The following is a 19,599-nucleotide window of genomic DNA, read 5'->3' as shown; positions in this document are numbered from 1 at the left end:
ATGTGATGAACAGGGCGTCAGTCTAGGGCGCAATGGTGGCGCTGGCAGGGTAATATCCGGACATTCGATGGTACTTTCTGGACGTGAATACTGTGTATCCCGATATTCGCTTGCTGATCTTGCCGCTACCGGATTTTGCCTTGCTGCCGTTTGGCGCGTTCCTCGACAAGTTGCGCTTCAGCGCCGATGACGAGGACTACAGCCAGCAGCGTTATTGCAGCTGGACGGTGGCGGGGCTGGGTGGTGAACCGGTGCCTTCCAGCAGCGGTGCAGTGCTGCAGGTCGAGGCCGTGGCCGGCGACCTCGAGCTGGCCAGTTTCGACTACCTGGTGCTGTTCGGCGGGCGCAATGCCATGGCCACCGCCGCACTTGCACCGCGCTACCAGGCTTTGCTCAAGCGCGCCAGCAAGGCGGGCGTCAAATTGGTCGGGGTCGACAATGGTGTTTTCCTGCTGGCGGCGTGCGGCTTGTTGCGCGGGCATAAGGTGGTGGTGCACTGGCGCCACGAAGCCGAATTCCGGGCGGCGTTCCCGCATGTGCAGCTACTGCCTGAGCAACTGTACTGCATCGATGGCAACCGTATTACCTGCGCCGGTGGCACGGCGGCCATCGACCTGGCTGTCGCGCTGCTGTCACGTGCCTGCGGTCGCACGCGGGCACTCAAGGGCTTGGCCGACATGCTGGTGGATGAAACCCGCGACAGCCGCCATGCCTTGCGCTCCCTGGAGCGGGGCAGCGGGCCGGGGCGCCAGGTGCAGAAGGCGCAGGCACTGATGCGCCATCACCTGGGGGCGCCGCTGGCGGTGGAGCAACTGGCGGCAGCGTTGGGCATCAGCCGGCGCCAGCTGGACCGGCAGTTTCACGCCAGTCATGGCCTGAGTGCCAAGGCCTGGTGGCGCGAAATGCGCCTGCAGCAAGCACGCTGGCGCTTGCTCAACTCCACGCACAGCCTGGCGCAGATTGCCGATGAAGTCGGCCTGGGCGATGCGAGTTACCTGGGCAAATGCCTGCGGGCGCGGTTTGGCTGTACCGCGCTCGAGCTGCGAGCAGCTACACACCAGGGCTGAAGCGCGCCTGACAGGGTTGCAAGGGGGCTCGAATTCACTGTGGTGTGCCGAACAGTGCGGTCCAGTAGATGCCCGCATCGCTCTTTGGGTCCACTGCGTAGGCAGCCCCCAGGTCGCGGAACTCGGGGTTCATCAACGTGGCACAGTGCCCGGGGCTGTCCAGCCAGCCTTCGACCACCTTGTGCGCAGTGTCACGCCCAGCGGCAATGTTCTCGCCGATCTGCTGATACAGGTAGCCGGCCAGCTCCGCCCGGTCGCCGGGGGTGCGGCCATCCTTGTCGATGTGGTCGAAGAAATTCTGGTTGGCCATGGCCCGCGTGTGGTTGGCGGCAGCCCCCGCCAGCACCGTGTTCCAGCTTAACGGCGGGGCGGCAGCGAAGGGTTGCCCGCCACACTGCCGCGCCACCTTGCGGGCCGCGTTGATTTCCTCCACCACTTTCTGCCCTTCGGCTTGCCAGTCACCGAGGCGGCCACTGAGCAGTGGCCGGGCCAGCACGATACGCCAATCGCGGCCTTCCTGGCTGACGCCAATGTCGACGAACTGCGGGTCCAGCACCACCTGGCAGAAACTTTCCTCGATGGCATGCATGGCCGCAGGCGCATCGCGCGGCCCCGACAGGCTGATGGCCTGCACATTGACCATAGGGTAGGCCGCCCGGGTCATGGCCTGCTGCAGATCGCGGGTGCCCTCCGGCGACAGCGCCAGGCGGGTATCGCTGTTCAGCGGCGGCAGTTCCAGCGATGCCTCGCCACCGCAAGGTTGGGCCTGGCTGCGGTAGGCATTGATCGACGCGATCAGTTGCGCTTCTTCGCCGGTAACGGCCAATGCCCCGGTCGAAATCAACAGGCCAAGCGACAAGGCGGCAACGGATGACAGCACGCGCATGTGTATCTCCCTATGACTGGCAGCGGCGTGGTAGGCGCTGCTCATCCTACACAAGCTCGGGGCTTTTGGCCCAGGCGGGTGCAAGGCAAATAAAACGCCGGCAATTAGTGCCGGCGGTACACGAAGGGAGGTAGACCATTGCCCGCCGCAAAAGTGCGAAGCTTGGGCAAACAAACCTAAAAGCCGGCGACAAGTCGGGTGACAGGGCAGTGTGCGCTAACACGTGCCTTGTCAGCGGGCCAACGCCTGGTTGGGTTTGTAGAACAAAAAGTGCGTGGTCTTGGCCGTTCGGCGATAAGTCTTGGCCCAGGCTGGATGCACACTGCGGTCATGGAAGTAGAGCGCGCCGCCAGTGGAATCCTACAACTGCTGGTTGAGGGCTTTGCGCGCAATTTCCTTGGCAACGTCGTAGCGCTGCGGCTCCTCGACCTGGTCGGGGCGCCCGTCGCACCACCAGGAAAACTGGCAGGCTTTGTTTTCAACGCCCTGCTTGACCACACCACAGATGGTATCCGGAAAGCCATCCTGGCCCAGGCGGTTCAGCACCACGCTGGCCACGGCGGCCATGTCTGAGGCATCGGCGCCCTTGGCTTCCCAGTAAAGAGTGCGCGCCAGGCAGGTGAGGCTGTCATCCAGCGGTGCCTTGCCAGCCGGGTCCACGGCCTGCGCTCCGCTCGGGGTCAACTTTTCGGCGGGCTTGGGCGGGGGCGCTGCCTCGACCACTTTTTCTTCAAGGGCCTCGGCCTTGCCCTCGGCCACGGCGGCTTTGGCGGGGTCGGCAGCGTGCAAGGGGGCGGCAAGCAGGGCGGTGGTCAGGCCGATCAGCATCCACGAAAAGCGCATGGTCGAACTCCGAACTGTGGGCTGATGCCAGTCTAGCCAAGCGTAAGCATTAATACCAAAGGCAGGGTGGCGGCGGCGGCCACGGTTTGCAGGGCGATGATGGTGGCCATCAACGGTGCATTGCCGCCCATTTGCCGCGCCATTACGTAGGAGGACGAGGCTGTCGGCAGTGCCTGGAACAGCACCGCCACCACTGCGGCCTGGCCGCCCAGGCCCAGCAGCCGGCACAGGCCCCAGGTGGTCACGGGCATGACCAGGAACTTGAACGCCGAAGCCGCCAGTAATGGCCGCGCCTGCTGGCCGAGGCGGGCGCCGCCCAGCGCTGCCCCCCCGCACAGCAGCCCCAGCGGCAGGGCAGCCTGGCCCAGGGCCTTGACCGTGGGCTCGATACCCGGCGGCAGGCCCAGCCCGGTCACGCGCAGCAGCAGGCCACCCGCGCAGCCGACAATCAGCGGGTTGGCGAAGATTGCCTTCAGCACGGTTGCTGGCGAACTGTGGCGGGCGCTGAAGCGGGCGAACACCAGCACGCAGAGCAGGTTGACCAGGGGCACGATGGCCGCGTTGGCAACCGCGGCCAGGGCTATGCCGGCGCTGCCGTAGAGGCCGGCAGCCAGGGTGGCACCAATGTAGTTGTTGAAGCGGATACCGCCCTGGAACACCGAGGTGAAATCGGCACCCTCGTGGTCTGCCATGCCTTGGTAGAGCACCAGCATCACCGCGCCCGCCAAGGTGGAAAGCATCAGCGCGCCGACCATGCCCAGCACCGGCACACCCTCCAGGTTGGCGGTGGCCAGGCCATGCAGGAACAGCGCTGGCAGCAGTACGTAGTAGCTAAGGCGTTCAGCGCCAGGCCAGAAGGTTTCGGCCAGAAACCCCCGCAGGCGCAGGAAAGTACCCAGGGCAATCAGCAGAATGATCGGGAGCAGGGTGGTCAGCAGCAACTGCAGCATGTCAACGTTCCGTGGTCGGTTACCGGCAAAGACTACGGCTACGCAACGATTTGTGAAACGGTATTGACTGCACTCGCTGCTGAAAACGACAGCCCGGCTGACCACCAAGCCTGCCGTGTGAAGGTCAGGCCACGTCCACCAGCACGATCTCGCTGTCTTCGATGGCGGTCACGCGCAGAAGCTGCTCCTGCTCGATGGCCACACCATCACGCGTCTCGACCCGCAGGCCGTTGACTTGCACCTGGCCCTTGGCGGGTACCAGGTACCCCCGGCGATCGGCATCGAAACGGTATTCGGCGGTCTCACCCGCTTTCAGGGTGGCAGCCACCAGGCGTGCATCGGTGCGGATCTGCAGGCTGTCTTCATCGCCGGCGCGGCCGCTGGCCAGGGTCACGAAGCCTTCGCCACGTTCACCTTTGGGGAACGGTCGGCTACCCCATTGCGGTGCTTCACCGGTGCGTTCCGGCACGATCCAGATCTGGAAGATACGGGTATCGACGTCTTCCAGGTTGTACTCGCTGTGCACGATGCCGGTACCGGCACTCATCACCTGGACATCACCGGCCTCGGTCCGGCCTTTGTTGCCCAGGCTGTCCTGGTGGGTGATCGCGCCTTCGCGCACATAGGTGATGATTTCCATGTCGCGGTGTGGGTGCGGTGGGAAGCCGCTGCCGGCCGCGATCAGGTCATCGTTCCAGACCCGCAGGTTGCCCCAGTGCATGCGCGCTGGGTCGTAGTACTCGGCAAAGGAAAAATGGTGGTGGGCGTCGAGCCAGCCGTGGTTGGCATGGCCGAGGCTATCGAACGAACGAAGTTGCAGCATGGTCGTGCTCCTTGAATCAGTGGATGAGGCAATGATGCGCCAAAGAAACATCGAAAATAAGCGTAAATATCGGCTTAAAACAATCGAATTAGTGGTTCTATAACCTGCAAGCACTTGTCCGCTTCATCGCCTAATCCCCTGATCTGCAAGCATTCGCTGGCCATTTTGGGTCGATGCGGCGAACATGCCCATTGTTTCTGTTCAGCAAGGAGTGACCGTGGCCCAAGAGCTACCCCATGCCCCCGCCGACCTTACCCCGCCCGCCCAGTTGCCCTGGTTTCGCCGTGTGGCGGCGCGCCTGCTGGGGCACTGCCTGACCCGCCTGCAGGCGCAGCACCGGGACTCATGGTTCCAGGGCCATGCCAGCGGGCAACGCAGGGGCCATGCCGAGGGTGTGCGCGATGGTTTCGAGCGTGGCCGGGAAGCCGGCTACGAGGCCGGGCGCCAGGTGCTGGTGATCCGCGACAGCCGCCCCGAGGATGCTGCCGTGCCTGGCTGCGACGACAACCTCTTCGACGACTGGCGCCTGCCGCTGACGGCTGAACTGAAAAAACGCTTCAAGGCCGATGTGGCCCAGCGCCTGCCCGCCGAAGCGCAACCCAGCGCTGCGCAATGGAAGCTGATTTTCAGCGACACGCCGTCTACCTGCGTGGTGGCCGGCGCGGGCGCGGGCAAATCGACGTCGCTGGTACTGCGCATCCTGCTGTTGCGCCATTACCTGGGCTACGAGCTGGACGCGATGACCGTGGTCACCTTTACCCGCGAGTCGCGCAAAGACTTCATCAAGCGCCTGTTGCAGGTGTTCGCCCTATGGCAGATCAACCTGCAACCGGCGCAGGCGCGCGAGCTGGTGCGGACCTTCCATTCACGCATTCTGCCGCTGGTGCGCAGCCTGCCGGGTTTTGACCAGCTGCGTGCTTTCGAAACGCTGGGCAGCGACATGCCAGCCGGGCGCGAAGCCGAGGCCGACAGCAACCCGTTCGACCTGCGCTTGAATGACGCCCAGCGCCAGCAACTGAACCAGTGCTACAGCCGCGTGCTGCATGAAAGCCCACGCTTTGCCGAGCTGGTCGGCTTGCTGCGAAGCGAAGCCTTGCAGCTCAAACCCCTGGACCCGAACAACCCCGAGGTGCAAAAACGCGCCCAGGTTACGCAATTGGCTGCGCAGCGCGACGAAGAGCTGTGTGATGTGATCGAGGACCTCTGGTTCGCTGCCGGCGCCTGGCCGATCACAGGTATCGAACCGTGCCGCGATACCGTCGAGATCCGTGGCAGCCGGTTTCATGTGCATGGGCGCCTGGCGGGGGGTGGGCCGTTGGTGGTGCTCGGCTTCGACCCGACGGAAAGCGCGCAATACCAGCGCCCTGGCGCCAAGCTGGCGGTACGCGGTGAGTGGGCGGTCAAACGCACTTTGTTGCAGGCGTTCTGCGACCGGCCGCTGATCTGGCTCGACAACTACGCCATGGCTCGGCGCCTGGCAGCGTCGCTGGCCGGTGATGCCGTGGCGGGCCCTGGCTTCGAGTACAAGGTCAAGGGCGAGCTGGCGGCGGCGCCACTGCTGGATGCGTTCGTGGGGGCTGCCAATTTCATCGAGAACCTTGGCCTTGAGGTGAACACGGCCGTGGCGTCGATGAGTTTCCCCAGCGGTGACAGCGACGCCCTGTTCTTCGAGGCCCTGGCCTTGTACTGGAAAGCCCTGGAAGCGCACCTGCTGGGCCTGTCGCCACCGGTGATGAGCTACAACCGCATGTTCGCCCTGTTCGGCGAAAACAACCCGGAAAACCTGCGCCTGCTACCCGACCCGCTGTTGCGGCCATTGGCGCACCTGATGATCGACGAGTTCCAGGACGTGTCGCCACAGATCGTCAGCTGGCTGCGTGCGAGTTTGCGCGAAATACGCCGACGCGGCCCGGCCATGCACACCGGGCGGCATGCCCAGCATTCGTCACTGCTGTGCGTGGGCGACGACTGGCAGTCGATCTATGGCTGGCGCGGCAGTTCACCCAAGTACTTCATGGAATTCACCAAGGTCTTTGCTGCACCGGCCAACACCCGCGTGATGCTGGTCGATAACTACCGTTGCCGGCAACAGGTGATCGATGCCGCCGAGCACCTGGTCAAGGGCACCCCGGCAATTGCCGGCAAGAAGGCCCGCGCCAGCGGCCCCGCCGCGCAATTGCCGGGCTCGCCGGTCAAGGTCTTCGACCGGGATGAGGCAGCCTTGGGCCAGACACTGATGGAGCACTACCAGCGCGGCGAGACGGTGATGATGCTGTACCGCAAGGGCAGCGACCGGGTACTGATGAGCGAGCACCTGCAAAGCGTGGTGCAAGCCGAGGCCGCGCTGCCGGCCGAGCAACGCCGGCTGCGCCAGCTGACCTACCACAGTGCCAAGGGGCTGCAGGCCGACGCGGTGTTCATGCTCGGCGACTGCCAGTACCTGACCAGCTCCCCCTACAAGAACCAGGTCTACCGCCAGGCCGGGTTGGGCAAGGCCGCAGACGCCCAGCCGTTCGATACCGCGCAGAAGGAAGAAGTGCAGCGCCTGGCCTACGTGGCAGTGACCCGAGCCGTGCAGCACTGCTATTGGCACGTCGAGGCCGCCAGCGGCGAAGCGGCAGTGGCGCCAAGGGCGTCTGCACGGGTCGATGGCCGGCAGGCATTCTTCGAGGACCTGCGCGGGCAGTGAAGGGCGCTGTGGCCGGCGAGCAAGGGGCGCCGTTCAGCTGAGGGGTGTCGGTCTGGCCTATGCAAGTGTCGGCCCGGCACCAACGCGGCTGCCGGCATCGCGCCAAGGTAGGGGTGTCGCGGCCTTGCCAGGCCTTAGTCAGGAAGCTACCCATGCGTTCATCGTCGACACCCAAGGATTACTTGCTGGACAACAATGGCATCGAAATCGCGGTGCGCTGCTGGGGCCGGGAGGACGGCATGCCGGTCTTGGCCTTGCATGGCTGGCTGGACAATGCAGCCTCGTTCGACCGCTTGGCACCGCTGCTCGAACACTGTTTCGTCGTGGCCCCCGACCTGGTCGGCCATGGGCGTTCCGACCATCGCCGGCACGACAGTGGCTATTACCTGTGGGAGCACGCCGAGGACATGCTGGCGGTTGCCGACAGCCTCGGCCTGAGCCAATTCCATGTACTGGCCCACGGCATGGGCACGGGGGTGGCGTCGCTGCTTGCGGCCATGACCAGCGGCATCGCCAGCATGACGTTCCTCGACGGTATGGGGGCACCGTTCACCGTCGCCGAGGATGACCGCGTGCAGCACCTGGCGCGGGCCTATCGGCTCAAGCGCATGGTGCAGCGCAGCCAGCTAGCGGGCTTCGGCGAGCCGGGCGCCGCCCGCTTCGATGACCTCGACACCGCCTTGGCGCAACGCCGCGAGCGGCTGGACACCGAGCTGTCCGAAGGCGCCGCCCGCTTGTTGGCCATGCGCGACCTGTTGCAACTGGGCGAGGGCTATTGCTGGCGCCACGACCCGCGGCTGGTGCTGCCCGAACCCATGCCGCTGACCGAGCGCGAAGCGTGCGACCTGCTCAGCCAGATCCGCTGCCCGTTGTACCTGATGTTCGGCCGCCAGGGGGCATTTTCCGGCGATGCGTTCAGCCAGCGCCAGGCAGCTTTGCCCGACCATGCGAAGGTGTCCTGGCACCCGGGCGGTCATCATTTCCACCTGGATGCGCCGGACCGGGCGCTGGCCGACCAACTGCTGCGCATCATCGCGCGGCATGAAGGGGGCATGCTGCAACGCCTGGTGAATGAGTAGCGAGTGCTGGTGATGGCCTGGTGTCCTGCGCTATGGTGGTACACCCCCAGGCCAGCAGGAGCCCGCCATGCGACCCTTCGCCATCCAGCACATCGACCACCTGGTACTGCGGGTCAGGGACCTGCCGCGCAGCGTGGCGTTCTATACCGACCTGCTTGGCTGTTCGGTCAGCCGCGTGCGTGAGGACCTGGGCATGGTGCACCTGGCCACGGGCACGGCGATGATCGACCTGGTTACGCTGGACGGGCCGCTGGGGCGAACCGGTGGTGCGGCGCCGGGCGCCGAGGGGCGCAACCTGCATCATTTCTGCCTGCGTATCGAGCCATTCGATGAGCCCGCCTTGCTGGCCTACCTGCAAGCGGCGGGGGTGCAGGTGGAACCTGCCGAGAAACGCTACGGTGCCGAAGGCGAAGGGCCGTCGCTGTACTGCTACGACCCGGATGGCAACCAGGTCGAGCTTAAGGGGCCGATAGCGTCAGTGTCAGCGGTGCACCCCCTCCGGGTTTAACCCTGGCGGCGCCGCACACCGGAGCGGGCAACCATCAGTCGTGATAGCCGCGCAGCCCGAACGCGTAGCCAGTGTCCACGGTGGCCGGCCGGCCCCGGTTCCAGCGCTTTTTCAACACGAACTCGAACGCTGGCTCGTACAAGGCGTCGCGCACCACTGCGCCGGCCAGCACCTCCACGTCATACCAGCCATTGTCCAGCTCGATGATCGGCCGCCCCGGTACCTGGTAGCGCGCCAAGAAGTCACCCAGCGTCTTGGGCGTGAAGTGCTGAAGGATCCGCCAGGTATACAGCATCAGCGCCCCGTGCTCGACGCGCAGCACATAGCCGTTGCGCTGGTGCTTCAGGCGGCTGCCAGCTTCGCGCAGCGCTGGTGTGTGGTTGTCCAGGGTGAACAGAATGCGGTACGGCAGGTTATCGACCCCGGCCAGTGGCAGCACCACACCTTCACGCACGGCTTGGTCGCCGCTGTCGTCATGGGTGAAGGCGTAGGCCAGGTCATCGGGCAGTTGCTGGTCCTGCTTGAACCGTTCGAGCAACTGGATATCGCCAAGCAGAAAGTAGTCGACCCCGTCATTGAGCACTTCGCTGAATTCGTGGCGCATCTGTTTTCCTTATTGTTGCGCAGTGCCATAGCGGCATGGGGTTAGTGCTTCTGTGCAATCTGGATCAGGTTGCCGCAGGTGTCATCGAACACCGCGACGGTTACCGCCCCCTTGTTGGTAGGGTGCTGGGTGAACTGGACGCCGGCGGCGCAGAGCCGGGCATACTCTGCCTGAATGTCACGCACGGCGAAGGAGGTGGCAGGGGTACCGGCTTTCTTGAGTCTCGCATGGTTGGCCTGGGCCTCATCGCTGTCGTACGCCTCCAGCAGCAACTCAACGCCGTTGGGGTCGTTGGGCGAGGTGAGGGTCAGCCAGCGGTGGTCGCCCATGGGGAAGTCCTGCTTGGGCTCGAAACCGAGTACGTAATGGTAGAAAGCAAGGGCTTTGGCTTGATTGTCGACGAGGATGCTGGTGACGACGATCTTCATGAGTGCACACCGTATGCCTAGGGTCGATAAGCATCAGTAAAGACGCTGACGGCCATTTGACCAGTGCGCTTGAGCCTACCCAGGGAAAACCTGCTCAAGCCATAGGCAAATGCTTGATCCGCCAGCCACCGCCCGGGCGCCTGCGGGGGTAAAGTGTCAGCCATGATCCCGATTCCCGTGCGCCCAGGCCGGCGCCAGAGAGGTAAACGTGGCTGCCTATACCCTGCGACAACTCAAGTACTTCGTCACCACGGTAGAAGCCGGTAGCGTGGCGGAGGCTTCGCGCCAGCTTTACATCGCCCAGCCGTCGATTTCCACGGCCATCAAAGGCCTGGAGGAAAGCTTCGGGGTGCAGTTGTTCATCCGCCACCATGCTCAGGGTGTGTCGTTGACGCCCAGCGGCAAGCGCTTTTACGCCAAGGCCAAGTCGCTGCTGCAAATGGCCCATGAGTTCGAACAAAACGCCCTGGCCGACAATGACACCGTTGCCGGGCAAATCGATATCGGTTGCTTCGAAACCGTGGCGCCGTTGTACCTGCCACGGCTGATTGCCGGTTTCCGCCAGCGCTACCCTGGCGTCGATATCCGCCTGCGCGACGGCGAGCAGCAGGACCTGATCCAGGGCCTGACCGCAGGGAGCTTCGACCTGGCGTTTCTCTATGATCACGACCTCGATGGCACCATCGAGGCCGAGCCGCTGATGCCGCCGCAAAAACCGTACGTATTGCTGCCGGAGAACCACCGTTTTGCCAGCCAGGGCCAGGTCTCGCTGCGCGACCTGTGCCCGGAGCCGATGATCTTGCTGGACGTGGCGCCCAGCCGTACTTACTTCGTCAGCCTGTTCAACGAACTGGGCCTCACGCCGAACATCGTCTTCAGTTCGCCCTCGATCGAGATGGTGCGCGGCATGGTCGGGCAGGGGTTCGGGTTTTCGCTGTTGGTCACCCGGCCGCATTCGCCCTACACCTACGACGGCCAGCGCCTGGTCATGCTGGACATCACCGAGCCGGTGGCGCTGTCGGGGCTGGCCGCGGCTTGGTTGAAGCGTGTACAGCTGACCAAGCCGGCGCAGTTGTTCGTGGCGTTCTGCCGCGAAGAGCTGGCGAAGTTCCAAGATCTGCAGTCGCAGCGCGGTGCCTGACGCCGTTCAGAACCAGCGGTCATTCTTCTTGCGCCCGCGGGTCAGCGCCGGCAGGATCAGCCCCGCCAGCAGGCCCGCGCCGGCGATGCTGCCACCGTAGACCATGTAGCGCATCATCACCTGTTTGTTCTCATCGCCCAGGCGCGCCTGGGTGTCGCGCAGCTCCGACTGGCTCTGGTCGTATTGCTCGTTGAGCGCCTTGTTGCGTGCCTCCAGCTCGTCGATCAGCTTCTTGCGGGCGTCCAGGGTTTCCTGCATGCCCTGCACGCGGTTTTTCCAGCTGTCGTCGATGGTCTTCAGTTGGCCGGTGAGCTCTGTCACCTGCGCATCCAGCAGCGGCAGCCGTTCGTTCTGGCCGGGAACCGCCTGCAGGTCATCGCTGAGGATCCACACCACGTCGCCATTCTGGCCGCGCACCTGGCTGTACTTGCCCTGGCTGCCAAGCAGGGTCAGCTTTTGCCCGGACTTGAGGGTGCCGACAATGCGATGGCCGTCGGTCGGCCCGCTACGCACATAGGTGCTCAGGCTGTCGCTGACCCAGCGTGCGTCGCTGGCGGGCTGTTCGGCATGCACGGGTGCGGCAAGCGCCAGCAGGGCGGCGATCAGGCTGCCGCGCAGGGCAGGGAGGGCGGAGGCGGTTGGGCGGGAATCGGGCATGTTGGTCTTCGCTGCAACGGAGAAAAAGTAGGCCGGTGACTGGGCCGATGAACCGGTCGGTGAGTTGACCGTCAGCGAATGACCTTTTTTTTGTCAGCAGGTTCACTGCCTGGCGTCGGAAATGTCTGCAGGATGTTGCAGCGCCCAAGCCGTGCCGGGGCGCCGCCGATGACGCAATTGTAATGCGGGGATCATCCTGGCGTTATCTGCCGAGGGGCAATCTCGCAACGCCGACATAAAAACAAATGCGACGTTCAAGGAGCATCCGATGACTTGCAGATACCCCCTTAAACTGGCTGCATGCCTGGCCTTGGCCAGCGTCGGTGGCCAGGCACTGGCCGCCGAAAAGAACACGGACGGCTTCATCGAAGGTAGCACCCTCGATGTGCTCAACCGCAACTTCTACTTCAACCGTGACAACCGCGACGCTGCAGCGCCCACGCACAACCCGCGCAAAGCGGCTGACAATGGCTACTCCGAGGCCTGGGCTCACGCCGTGATCGCCCGCTTCGAGTCGGGCTTTAGCGAAGGCACGGTCGGTATCGGCGTGGACGCGTTTGCCATGCTCGGCCTCAAGCTCGATACCGGCGGCGGCCGTAACGGCGGGCGCAGTTCGTTCGATGTATTGCCGGTAGACCATGACGGCCAGGCGCGCGATGAATACACCAAGGTTGGCGGCGCGGCCAAGGTGCGCCTCTTCGATACGGTATTGAAGGTGGGCGATGTGTTTCCGGTTAACCCGGTGGTCGCCGCAGGCGACTCACGGCTGTTGCCCGAGAGCTTTCGGGGCGTGACCCTGGAGAACACCAGCATCAAGGACCTGACTTTGCAGGCGGGGCGCCTGCATGCCATGAGCCAGCCCATGTCCAGCGGCATGCGGGAAAACTTCGCCACATTCTACGGCGGCCCGGTGGACTCGCCCTGGATCGCCTACGGCGGCGGCGACTACACCCTCAACGAATATGCCAGTGTCAGCCTGTTCAGCAGCCGGCTCAAGGATGTCTGGAACCAGTACTACGCCGGCACCAGCCTGAGTTGGCCGCTTGGCGAGCAACTGGCGCTGATTGGCGGTTTCAATTACTACAAGGCCGTGGACGAGGGGCGCCAGCGCCTGGGTGCTTTCGACAACGATATCTGGAGTGCCAAGCTGGGCGTGCGTTTCGGTGCCCACACCCTTGCGCTCACCCACCAGCGCAACAATGGCGACGACGACTTCGATTACTTGCGCCAGGCCGACTCGATCTTCCTCGACAACTCCATCCAGTACAGCGACTTCAACTCGCCCAAGGAGCGTTCGTGGATGCTGCGCTATGACCTGAACATGGCGGCCTATGGCGTGCCTGGGTTGTCGTTCATGACCCGCTACGGCAAAGGTAGCGACGCGGACTACAGCAACGCCAACGCCGTATATATGCGCCGGGGTGCCGATGGCAACCCGCTGACCGATCAGAAACGCTGGGAGCGCGATATCGAGGTCAAGTACGTGGTGCAGAGCGGTGCGGCCAAGGACTTGGCGCTGCGCGTACGCTAGGCCACCACCCGCGCCACGGCGTTCGAGTCGGACCTGGACGAAGTGCGGCTGATCGTCGAGTACCCACTGTCGATCCTGTGAATTCACCTTGGTAGCTTTCCAGCTCCTTTGGTTTGGGTGAATGTTTTGCGCCCCTTGGGCAATGCAAGTCAGTTAAGTAATTTGGGGCAGTACAGGGGATCGCGCAGTTCTTGAGTTCAGCGCCAAACCTGTGGGAGCGGGCGTGCCCGCGAAGGGCTGCAAAGCAGCCCCAGTAACGCTCAACTGACAGGCATTACCCTGTGGGGCGCCTTTTTTGGGCAGTAGCCGTTACCGCTGCGCGGGTTCAGGTGTCTGCGGTTTCGCTCGCAGCCTGCGCCGTCTTGACCGACGCCTTTTTCTCCTGCACCACGATATAGAACTCTTCGCCATGCTTCACCGCCCCATACAGCACGGCTTTTTCGATCAGCTCGTTGCCGCGCAGCTGGCGCAGCATCATCGGGTCCTTGCGCAGGTCGCGGTACAGCGCCAGGCAAAGCAGCACCATCACCACCACAAACGGCAGGGCCACCACGATCGTCAGGTTCTGAAGCCCGGTCAGCGCTTCGCCAGGGTCCCGTGGGTCGCCGATCGCCAACATGATGGCCGCGACCGTCCCGGTCAGCGCGCCCCAGAAGATCACCGTGCGCCGTGAAGGTGCAGTGGTGCCGTGCTCCGACAGCGTGCCCATCACCAGCGACGCCGCGTCGGCGCCCGAGACAAAGAAGATGCCCACCAGCACCATCACCAGCACTGACGTCGCCGAGGCCAGTGGGTAGCTGTCCAGCAACTGGTACAACGCATGGTTGCTGTTGACTGCCCCGTTGGCCAGCTGGAAAGCACCTTCGCGCAGGGCATCGACGGCCGCGCCGCCGAAGATGGTGAACCACACCAGGCTGACCAGGCTCGGCACCAGCAGCACGCCGGTAACGAACTGGCGGATGGTGCGGCCACGGCTGATGCGGGCAATGAACATGCCCACGAACGGCGTCCAGGAAATCCACCAGGCCCAATAGAACACTGTCCAGCCGGCCAGCCAGCTGTTCATCTGCTCGCCACCGCTGGCGTTGGTACGGGCCATCATTTCCGGCAGCATCTTGATGTAGATGCCGAGCGAGGTCGGCAGCAGGTTCAGCATGAGCAGGGTCGGCCCGACCATGAACACGAACAGCGCCAGCACCAGGGCCAGCACCATGTTGATGTTGGACAACCACTGGATGCCCTTGCCGATGCCCGATACCGCCGACGAGACGAAGGCGATGGTCAGCAGGGTGATGATGGAGATGTAGAACAGCTTGCCAGGGCTTTCGATCCAGCCGTTGTATTCCAACCCGCCGGCGATCTGCAGGGCGCCCAGGCCCAGCGAGGCCGCCGAGCCGAACAGCGTGGCGAAGATTGCCATCATGTCGATCAGCCGGCCAAGCGGGCCGTTGGCGTGCTTGCCGATCAACGGCCGGAAGGCCGCGGAAATCAACTGTGAGCGGCCCCGGCGGAAGGTCCCGTAGGCGATGACCAGGCCGACGATGGCGTACATGGCCCAAGGGTGCAAGGTCCAGTGGAAGAGGGTGGTCGCCATGGCGACCTGCATCGCTTCGCTGGTCTGCCCGCTGGCCGAGCCGGGCGGCGGTGACACGTAGTGCGACAGCGGCTCGGCCACGCCGAAGAACATCAGGCCGATACCCATGCCGGCACTGAACATCATCGCCACCCAGGACACCGTGCGAAACTCTGGCTGTTCGCCATCACGGCCAAGCGGTACCCGCCCGTAACGGCTGGCGGCCAGCCACAGCACGAACACCACGAACAGGGTGGAGGTCAGTACGAAGAACCAGCCAAAGTTGAGAATGACCCACGATTGAGCGGTGGAGGCACTGCGCGCCAGGCTGGCCTGGTTGATGAAGCCCCAAAGCACGAAAGCGATGGCCAGGATGCTGGTGAAACCGAAGACCACCCAGTCCAGCTTGCCCTCGAAGCGCCGGTCCTGGCGGGCTTCTGCGGTTTTCGAGGGGTCGGTAACGCCAAGGTCAAGTGTTTCGTTGATGTGTTCCTTTACCATGAATGCTGAGGCCCCTGTGTGGCTTGCCTGTTCGTGCAGGCTTGTAGTTGTGTGAGCTACCGAGGGCGTTGGCGCCTCGGCCGGGTGGAGTGCTGGCGGGATTATCCTGCGCGGTCGGCGCCGGCACCTGTCCCGATAGCGTCCTGGGGCTGCCCTTGCGCGACTTGGCAAATACTTTTAGTTCTGGGGGCATTGGCCCTTTCTGTCTCGGCTTCTGGTACGCTGGTGAGCATTACCCGGGGCCGCACATCAAGCACCGTAGAAGCGCTGTCGCGTGCGGGCCCGGCCGTACCAGGAAACGGAGATTCGTAATAATGGCCACTGACCGTGTGAGCCTGATTCATTTCGATAAACTGAGCATGAGCCCTGCCGCAGCCGAGCGGTTCCAGCATGCTCTCGATGCGCTGGAAGCGCTCAAGCTGCAAGACCGTTACGTTTACCTCATCGCGCCTTACCTTGGGGATATCGCTGACGCTTGCGACGCCGACCAATTGCAGACGGCCTTGGAGCAAGGCCTACGCGTTGTCGACGAGCTGGTGGCCGCCTACTCGGTCAACAAGGTCAAGGCCGATGAAGTGAGCAAAGTGTTCAAGGATGCTGGCGCGCGCGCGCGGGCTGAATTGCCCGGCTGAACGGCATATGGCCAAAGACATCGACAACCCCTGCGTTTCGCTGTGCCAGCTCAACAGTGAGCTGTGCGTGAGCTGCGGTCGTACCCGCGAGGAAATCCGCAAATGGCGGGGCATGAAGCGCCCCGAGAAGATGGCGACCGTGCAGCGGGCGGCCACGCGCATGAAGGCCATCGCCAAGAAGGCGGCCAAGCGGCAGGTCAGTTAGGCCCTGCTGGCAGCCCATCAGCCCCCACAGGGGGCGCAAAGCTTGAGGTCTGCACTGCTCCTGTGGGAGCCCGGCTTGCCGGCGATGGGCAGCACTCCTTTTTTTGCCCATAAAAGGTCCGCTAGTCGGCCTCTGATGGTCCAGACTGTATACAGCCCCACACCTGATGCAGCCGACCAGCATTGCTCAAGCCATTGGTCACCCAGCGGGGCGGCGAAGTTACAACTGCCGAGGGTCGTTGATGATCAAGCGTTGCCTGCGCCACGCCTTGCCCTTGTTGTGCCTGATGCTGCTGCCCCTGGCGGCGGTAGCCGATGACACATGCCGGCGGCTGACCGCCACCGGTAACCCGGAATACCCACCTTACCTGTGGCGCGATCCGCGCAACCCGCAGCAGTTGATGGGTGCCAATGCCGATTTGCTCAAGCACCTGGGCAAGCAGCTCGGGCTGGAGATCGACGTGGTTTACGCGGGGCCGTGGTCACGCGCGCAGGAAGAAGTGCGCACTGGGCGGATCGACCTTCTGGCCGGGTACTTTCGCACCGAGGCGCGGCAACAGCACATGGACTTCATCGAGCCACCGTTCCTGGCCACCCCCAGCGTGGTCTGGGTGCGCCAGGGTGACGCCTTTGCCTACCGGCAATGGGCGGACCTGAAGGGCCGCAAGGGCGGTACGTTGGTGAACAACAGCCATGGCCAGCAGTTCGATGAGTACGCGCAGGCTCATCTCACGCTCGAAGCGGTACCCACTGCTCGCCAGGCGTTCGAAAAACTGGTGCACAAGCGCAGTGCCTACGTGGTTTACGAACAGTACCCTGGCATGGCCCTGGCGCGCACACTGGGTATTGGCGGTGCCGTGCAGGTACTGCAGCCACCGGTCTCCAGTGAAGGGTTGTACCTGGCCATTTCGCATAATTCACCCTGCAACCAACCACAGCTGCGCGCAGCACTGGCCCGGGAAATGGCCAGGATCGTGGGCGGAGCCATGCCGCAGCAGTTGTTGAAGCAGAACATGGAGCAATGGCAATGACAGGCCGTGCGCAGGCCGTTGCTACAGCGCGTGGGCCAGCTGCTCGGCTTCCTTGGCGTTGCTGACGTTGACCGCGCCAGGCAAATGCACATCATTTTTTGCCGCCAGCAGCTCGGCCATCACGCTGACGGCGATTTCCGCCGGGGTCTTGCTGCCGATATAGATGCCTATCGGTCCATGCAAACGCTGTAGCGACGCTTCGCTTTCGCCGAAATGCTCGATCAGCCGCTCACGGCGCAGTTGGCTGTTGCGCCGCGAGCCGATGGCGCCAATGTAGAAGGCCGGGCTGTGCAAGGCTTCGAGCAAGGCCAGGTCGTCCAGCTTCGGGTCATGGCTGACGGCAACGATGGCGCTGCGCACATCCGCCTTGAAGGCACGGACCACATCGTCTGGCATGCCTGGCAGCAGGGTAACGCCGGGGATGCTCCAGCCTGCCGTGTATTCCGGGCGCGGGTCGCACAACGAGACACTGAAACCGTTGAACAGGGCCATGGTTGCGAGGTACTCGGCCAGGGCGCCAGCACCGATCAGCAGCAGGCGGTAACCAGGCCCAAGGGTGCTGCACAGGCGCTGGCCATCAAACCTGAACAGTTGTGGGGTGGCGGTGGCAACCAGGCTGGCAGCACCCGTGTGCAAGTCGAGTTCGCGACACATCAGGTTGCCGCTGTCCAGGCTGGCCAGCAGTTGTTCCAGGTGCGACAACGCGGGCGCGAACTCCAGCACCAGTTCAAGGGTGCCGCCGCAGGGCAGGCCGAAACGGTGGGCTTCGTCGGCGCTGACGCCGTAGCGCACCACCTGCGGCTGGCCGCTGGGCATGCCGGGGCCGCCATAGGCGCTGGTGTAGCGGTGGATGAGGTCGTCCTCGATACAGCCACCGGATACGCTGCCAACCACCCGGCCATCGCTGCGCAGCGCCATCATCGAGCCGACCGGGCGCGGTGAAGAGCCCCATGTACGGGCGACCGTGGCAAGCAGGGCGCGGTGGCCGCCGGCAAGCCAGTCGCGGGTGGTGCGCAGCACCAGCAGGTCGATGCTTTCCATGGAAACTCCGTTACAACACTGTCGAGAAGGTTGGCTCAGGCATGCCCCCTTCAGCGCATATGCAAGATGATGGGGCTACTGCTGGCCGGGTCGGTGTGCCCGCGCAACTTGCTTACCGCCTGCGCGTCCACCGCGCCGCCCTGGTTGCCCCAGGCCGAGCGCACGAACGTCAGCACTTCGGCGATCTCCTTGTCCCCCAGTTGCTCGCGAAAGGCCGGCATGCGGTAAGCATCAGGCACTCCAGCAGACACTACCCGCTGTGAACCGTTCAAGGTGATATTGATCGCCGACGCGTCTTCTTTGGCCAAAGCCGATGTAGCCCCGGCCAGTGGTGGCATCGATGGCGCCTGGCCCTTGCCGTCCAGGCCATGGCACGACGCGCAGCGGGTCACGTAGGTGTGCGCCCCGGGGGCGTCCAGCCGCTCGGTAGCCGACACCGCCTGGTACTGCCAGGGCGCGCCATCGCGCTGAGGGTCACCGGGCAGCGACTTCAGGTAATGGGCGATGGCGGCCAGGTCGTCGTCAGTCATGAACTGGGTGGAGTTGTTGAATGCCTCGGTCATCGAACCGAATACCACGGCATGGCGGTTGCGGCCGGTCTTGAGGAACTGGGCGATTTCCGCTTCGCTCCAGCGCCCCAACCCGGTGTTGTGGTCCGCACGCAGGCTCGGTGCATACCAGCCATCGAGCAATGCCCCGGCCAGGTACGCTGTGCCGCTGTCGTCCAGGGCCTTTTCGTTGAACGCCAGGCCACGCGGCGTGTGGCAACTGCCGCAGTGGCCAGGGCCCTGGACGATGTAGGCACCTCGGTTCCACTGCGCGTCCTGCCCCGCCTGGGCGGTGTACGGCGCCGTCGGGGCGAACAGGCCGTTCCACAGCGCAATGGGCCAGCGCAGGTTCAGCGGCCACGGGATATCGCTGGGCAGGTTGGCTTGCTTGGCCGGCTGCACGCCGTGCATGAAGAACGCATACAGCGCCTTTACGTCGTCATCGCTGAGTTTGGCGTACGAGGGGTAGGGCATGGCCGGGTACAGGCGCCGGCCACCGGGCGCCACGCCGTGGCGCACGGCGCGGTCGAAGTCCGCCAGGCTGTAGGCGCCGATGCCAGTGTCGCGATCGGGGGTGATATTGGTGGCATGAATGGCCCCCAGCGGGGTGGCCATTTGTAGCCCGCCGGCGAACGGTTGGCCTTCTGGCAGGCTGTGGCAGGCGACGCAGTCGCTAAGCCGGGCCACGTATTCGCCACGGCTGACCAGCGCTGCGGCGGCGGTGTCCGCCTGCGCGTCTGTGAACGGCGAAGTGGGCTCGCGGGTGACATACCAGGCCAGCAGGCCCGCCGCGATCAGGCACGGCAGCGCCAGCCAACCAGCGGTTCTTGCGAAACGATGGGTCATGGGGCAATCCTTGTGCG

The 19,599-nt window shown here is 64.2% G+C and carries 17 protein-coding genes and 2 pseudogenes; 9 read left to right on the top strand and 10 right to left on the bottom strand.

Features of this window, described 5'->3' with window-relative positions:
- The first annotated feature begins 92 nt into the window (after positions 1 to 92).
- Positions 93 to 1,067 carry a GlxA family transcriptional regulator gene (locus G1E_RS04030; RefSeq protein ID WP_009686537.1) on the top strand — a complete coding sequence of 325 codons (975 nt, stop codon included), beginning with the start codon at positions 93 to 95 and terminating at the stop codon, positions 1,065 to 1,067.
- Between the two features lie 34 nt (positions 1,068 to 1,101).
- Here the strand turns inward: G1E_RS04030 and G1E_RS04025 are convergent, their stop codons facing one another.
- From G1E_RS04025 to G1E_RS04010, 4 genes and pseudogenes are all read right to left on the bottom strand, one after another.
- Complete coding sequence (locus G1E_RS04025) at positions 1,102 to 1,953, bottom strand: CAP domain-containing protein (protein ID WP_047149650.1); 852 nt, start codon at positions 1,951 to 1,953, stop codon at positions 1,102 to 1,104.
- A 231-nt stretch (positions 1,954 to 2,184) separates the two neighbouring features.
- Positions 2,185 to 2,796 (bottom strand): annotated as a pseudogene (locus tag G1E_RS04020) (cell wall hydrolase).
- A gap of 32 nt (positions 2,797 to 2,828) precedes the next feature.
- Entirely contained in the window at positions 2,829 to 3,746 is a 918-nt protein-coding gene (locus G1E_RS04015) for an AEC family transporter (protein ID WP_047149649.1), read from the bottom strand.
- A 124-nt stretch (positions 3,747 to 3,870) separates the two neighbouring features.
- On the bottom strand, positions 3,871 to 4,569 hold the full coding sequence (locus tag G1E_RS04010; RefSeq protein WP_009686543.1) for a pirin family protein: 699 nt from the start codon (positions 4,567 to 4,569) through the stop codon (positions 3,871 to 3,873).
- Between the two features lie 184 nt (positions 4,570 to 4,753).
- On the opposite strand from G1E_RS04010, the gene G1E_RS04005 reads away from it, so the two are divergent.
- The 3 genes from G1E_RS04005 (at position 4,754) to G1E_RS03995 (ending at position 8,845) form a co-directional block, all read left to right on the top strand.
- A complete protein-coding gene (locus G1E_RS04005) occupies positions 4,754 to 7,258 on the top strand; it encodes a UvrD-helicase domain-containing protein (RefSeq protein WP_033691156.1) in 2,505 nt (834 codons plus the stop codon).
- A gap of 152 nt (positions 7,259 to 7,410) precedes the next feature.
- Complete coding sequence (locus G1E_RS04000; protein ID WP_009686546.1) at positions 7,411 to 8,337, top strand: alpha/beta fold hydrolase; 927 nt, start codon at positions 7,411 to 7,413, stop codon at positions 8,335 to 8,337.
- Between the two features lie 67 nt (positions 8,338 to 8,404).
- A complete protein-coding gene (locus tag G1E_RS03995) occupies positions 8,405 to 8,845 on the top strand; it encodes a VOC family protein (RefSeq protein WP_047149648.1) in 441 nt (146 codons plus the stop codon).
- Positions 8,846 to 8,879: 34 nt separating this feature from the next.
- Here the strand turns inward: G1E_RS03995 and G1E_RS03990 are convergent, their stop codons facing one another.
- Together G1E_RS03990 and G1E_RS03985 are read right to left on the bottom strand one after the other, a co-directional pair.
- Complete coding sequence (locus G1E_RS03990) at positions 8,880 to 9,449, bottom strand: hypothetical protein (protein WP_009686548.1); 570 nt, start codon at positions 9,447 to 9,449, stop codon at positions 8,880 to 8,882.
- A 41-nt stretch (positions 9,450 to 9,490) separates the two neighbouring features.
- Positions 9,491 to 9,877: a VOC family protein gene (locus G1E_RS03985; RefSeq protein WP_009686549.1), complete on the bottom strand. Its 387-nt coding sequence runs from the start codon at positions 9,875 to 9,877 to the stop codon at positions 9,491 to 9,493.
- Between the two features lie 208 nt (positions 9,878 to 10,085).
- On the opposite strand from G1E_RS03985, the gene G1E_RS03980 reads away from it, so the two are divergent.
- Positions 10,086 to 11,018 carry a LysR family transcriptional regulator gene (locus G1E_RS03980; protein WP_009686550.1) on the top strand — a complete coding sequence of 311 codons (933 nt, stop codon included), beginning with the start codon at positions 10,086 to 10,088 and terminating at the stop codon, positions 11,016 to 11,018.
- Positions 11,019 to 11,024: 6 nt separating this feature from the next.
- Here the strand turns inward: G1E_RS03980 and G1E_RS03975 are convergent, their stop codons facing one another.
- Positions 11,025 to 11,675, bottom strand: a complete 651-nt coding sequence (locus G1E_RS03975; protein ID WP_009686551.1) for a TIGR04211 family SH3 domain-containing protein — start codon at positions 11,673 to 11,675, stop codon at positions 11,025 to 11,027.
- Between the two features lie 268 nt (positions 11,676 to 11,943).
- On the opposite strand from G1E_RS03975, the pseudogene G1E_RS03970 reads away from it, so the two are divergent.
- A pseudogene (locus G1E_RS03970) lies at positions 11,944 to 13,287 on the top strand (OprD family porin).
- Positions 13,288 to 13,531: 244 nt separating this feature from the next.
- On the opposite strand, the gene G1E_RS03965 reads toward G1E_RS03970, so the two are convergent.
- A complete protein-coding gene (locus G1E_RS03965) occupies positions 13,532 to 15,280 on the bottom strand; it encodes a BCCT family transporter (protein WP_047149647.1) in 1,749 nt (582 codons plus the stop codon).
- 314 nt (positions 15,281 to 15,594) lie between these two features.
- Here G1E_RS03965 and G1E_RS03960 point away from each other — a divergent pair, with 314 nt between their 5' ends.
- From G1E_RS03960 to G1E_RS03950, 3 genes are all read left to right on the top strand, one after another.
- Complete coding sequence (locus tag G1E_RS03960; RefSeq protein ID WP_009686556.1) at positions 15,595 to 15,912, top strand: hypothetical protein; 318 nt, start codon at positions 15,595 to 15,597, stop codon at positions 15,910 to 15,912.
- Positions 15,913 to 15,919: 7 nt separating this feature from the next.
- On the top strand, positions 15,920 to 16,117 hold the full coding sequence (locus G1E_RS03955; RefSeq protein WP_029887314.1) for a DUF1289 domain-containing protein: 198 nt from the start codon (positions 15,920 to 15,922) through the stop codon (positions 16,115 to 16,117).
- A 241-nt stretch (positions 16,118 to 16,358) separates the two neighbouring features.
- On the top strand, positions 16,359 to 17,147 hold the full coding sequence (locus G1E_RS03950) for an ABC transporter substrate-binding protein (RefSeq protein WP_047149646.1): 789 nt from the start codon (positions 16,359 to 16,361) through the stop codon (positions 17,145 to 17,147).
- 21 nt (positions 17,148 to 17,168) lie between these two features.
- Here G1E_RS03950 and G1E_RS03945 read toward each other — a convergent pair whose 3' ends face one another.
- Together G1E_RS03945 and G1E_RS03940 are read right to left on the bottom strand one after the other, a co-directional pair.
- Entirely contained in the window at positions 17,169 to 18,188 is a 1,020-nt protein-coding gene (locus G1E_RS03945) for an XdhC family protein (protein WP_047149645.1), read from the bottom strand.
- Positions 18,189 to 18,238: 50 nt separating this feature from the next.
- Positions 18,239 to 19,582, bottom strand: a complete 1,344-nt coding sequence (locus G1E_RS03940) for a cytochrome c (RefSeq protein ID WP_009686561.1) — start codon at positions 19,580 to 19,582, stop codon at positions 18,239 to 18,241.
- Positions 19,583 to 19,599 lie beyond the last annotated feature (17 nt).

This window comes from Pseudomonas sp. TJI-51 (assembly GCF_000190455.2).
Classification (GTDB): Bacteria; Pseudomonadota; Gammaproteobacteria; order Pseudomonadales; family Pseudomonadaceae; genus Aquipseudomonas; species Aquipseudomonas juntendi.
Note: the sequence above shows the minus strand (reverse complement) of the source record. Positions and strands in the feature narration are given on the sequence as shown.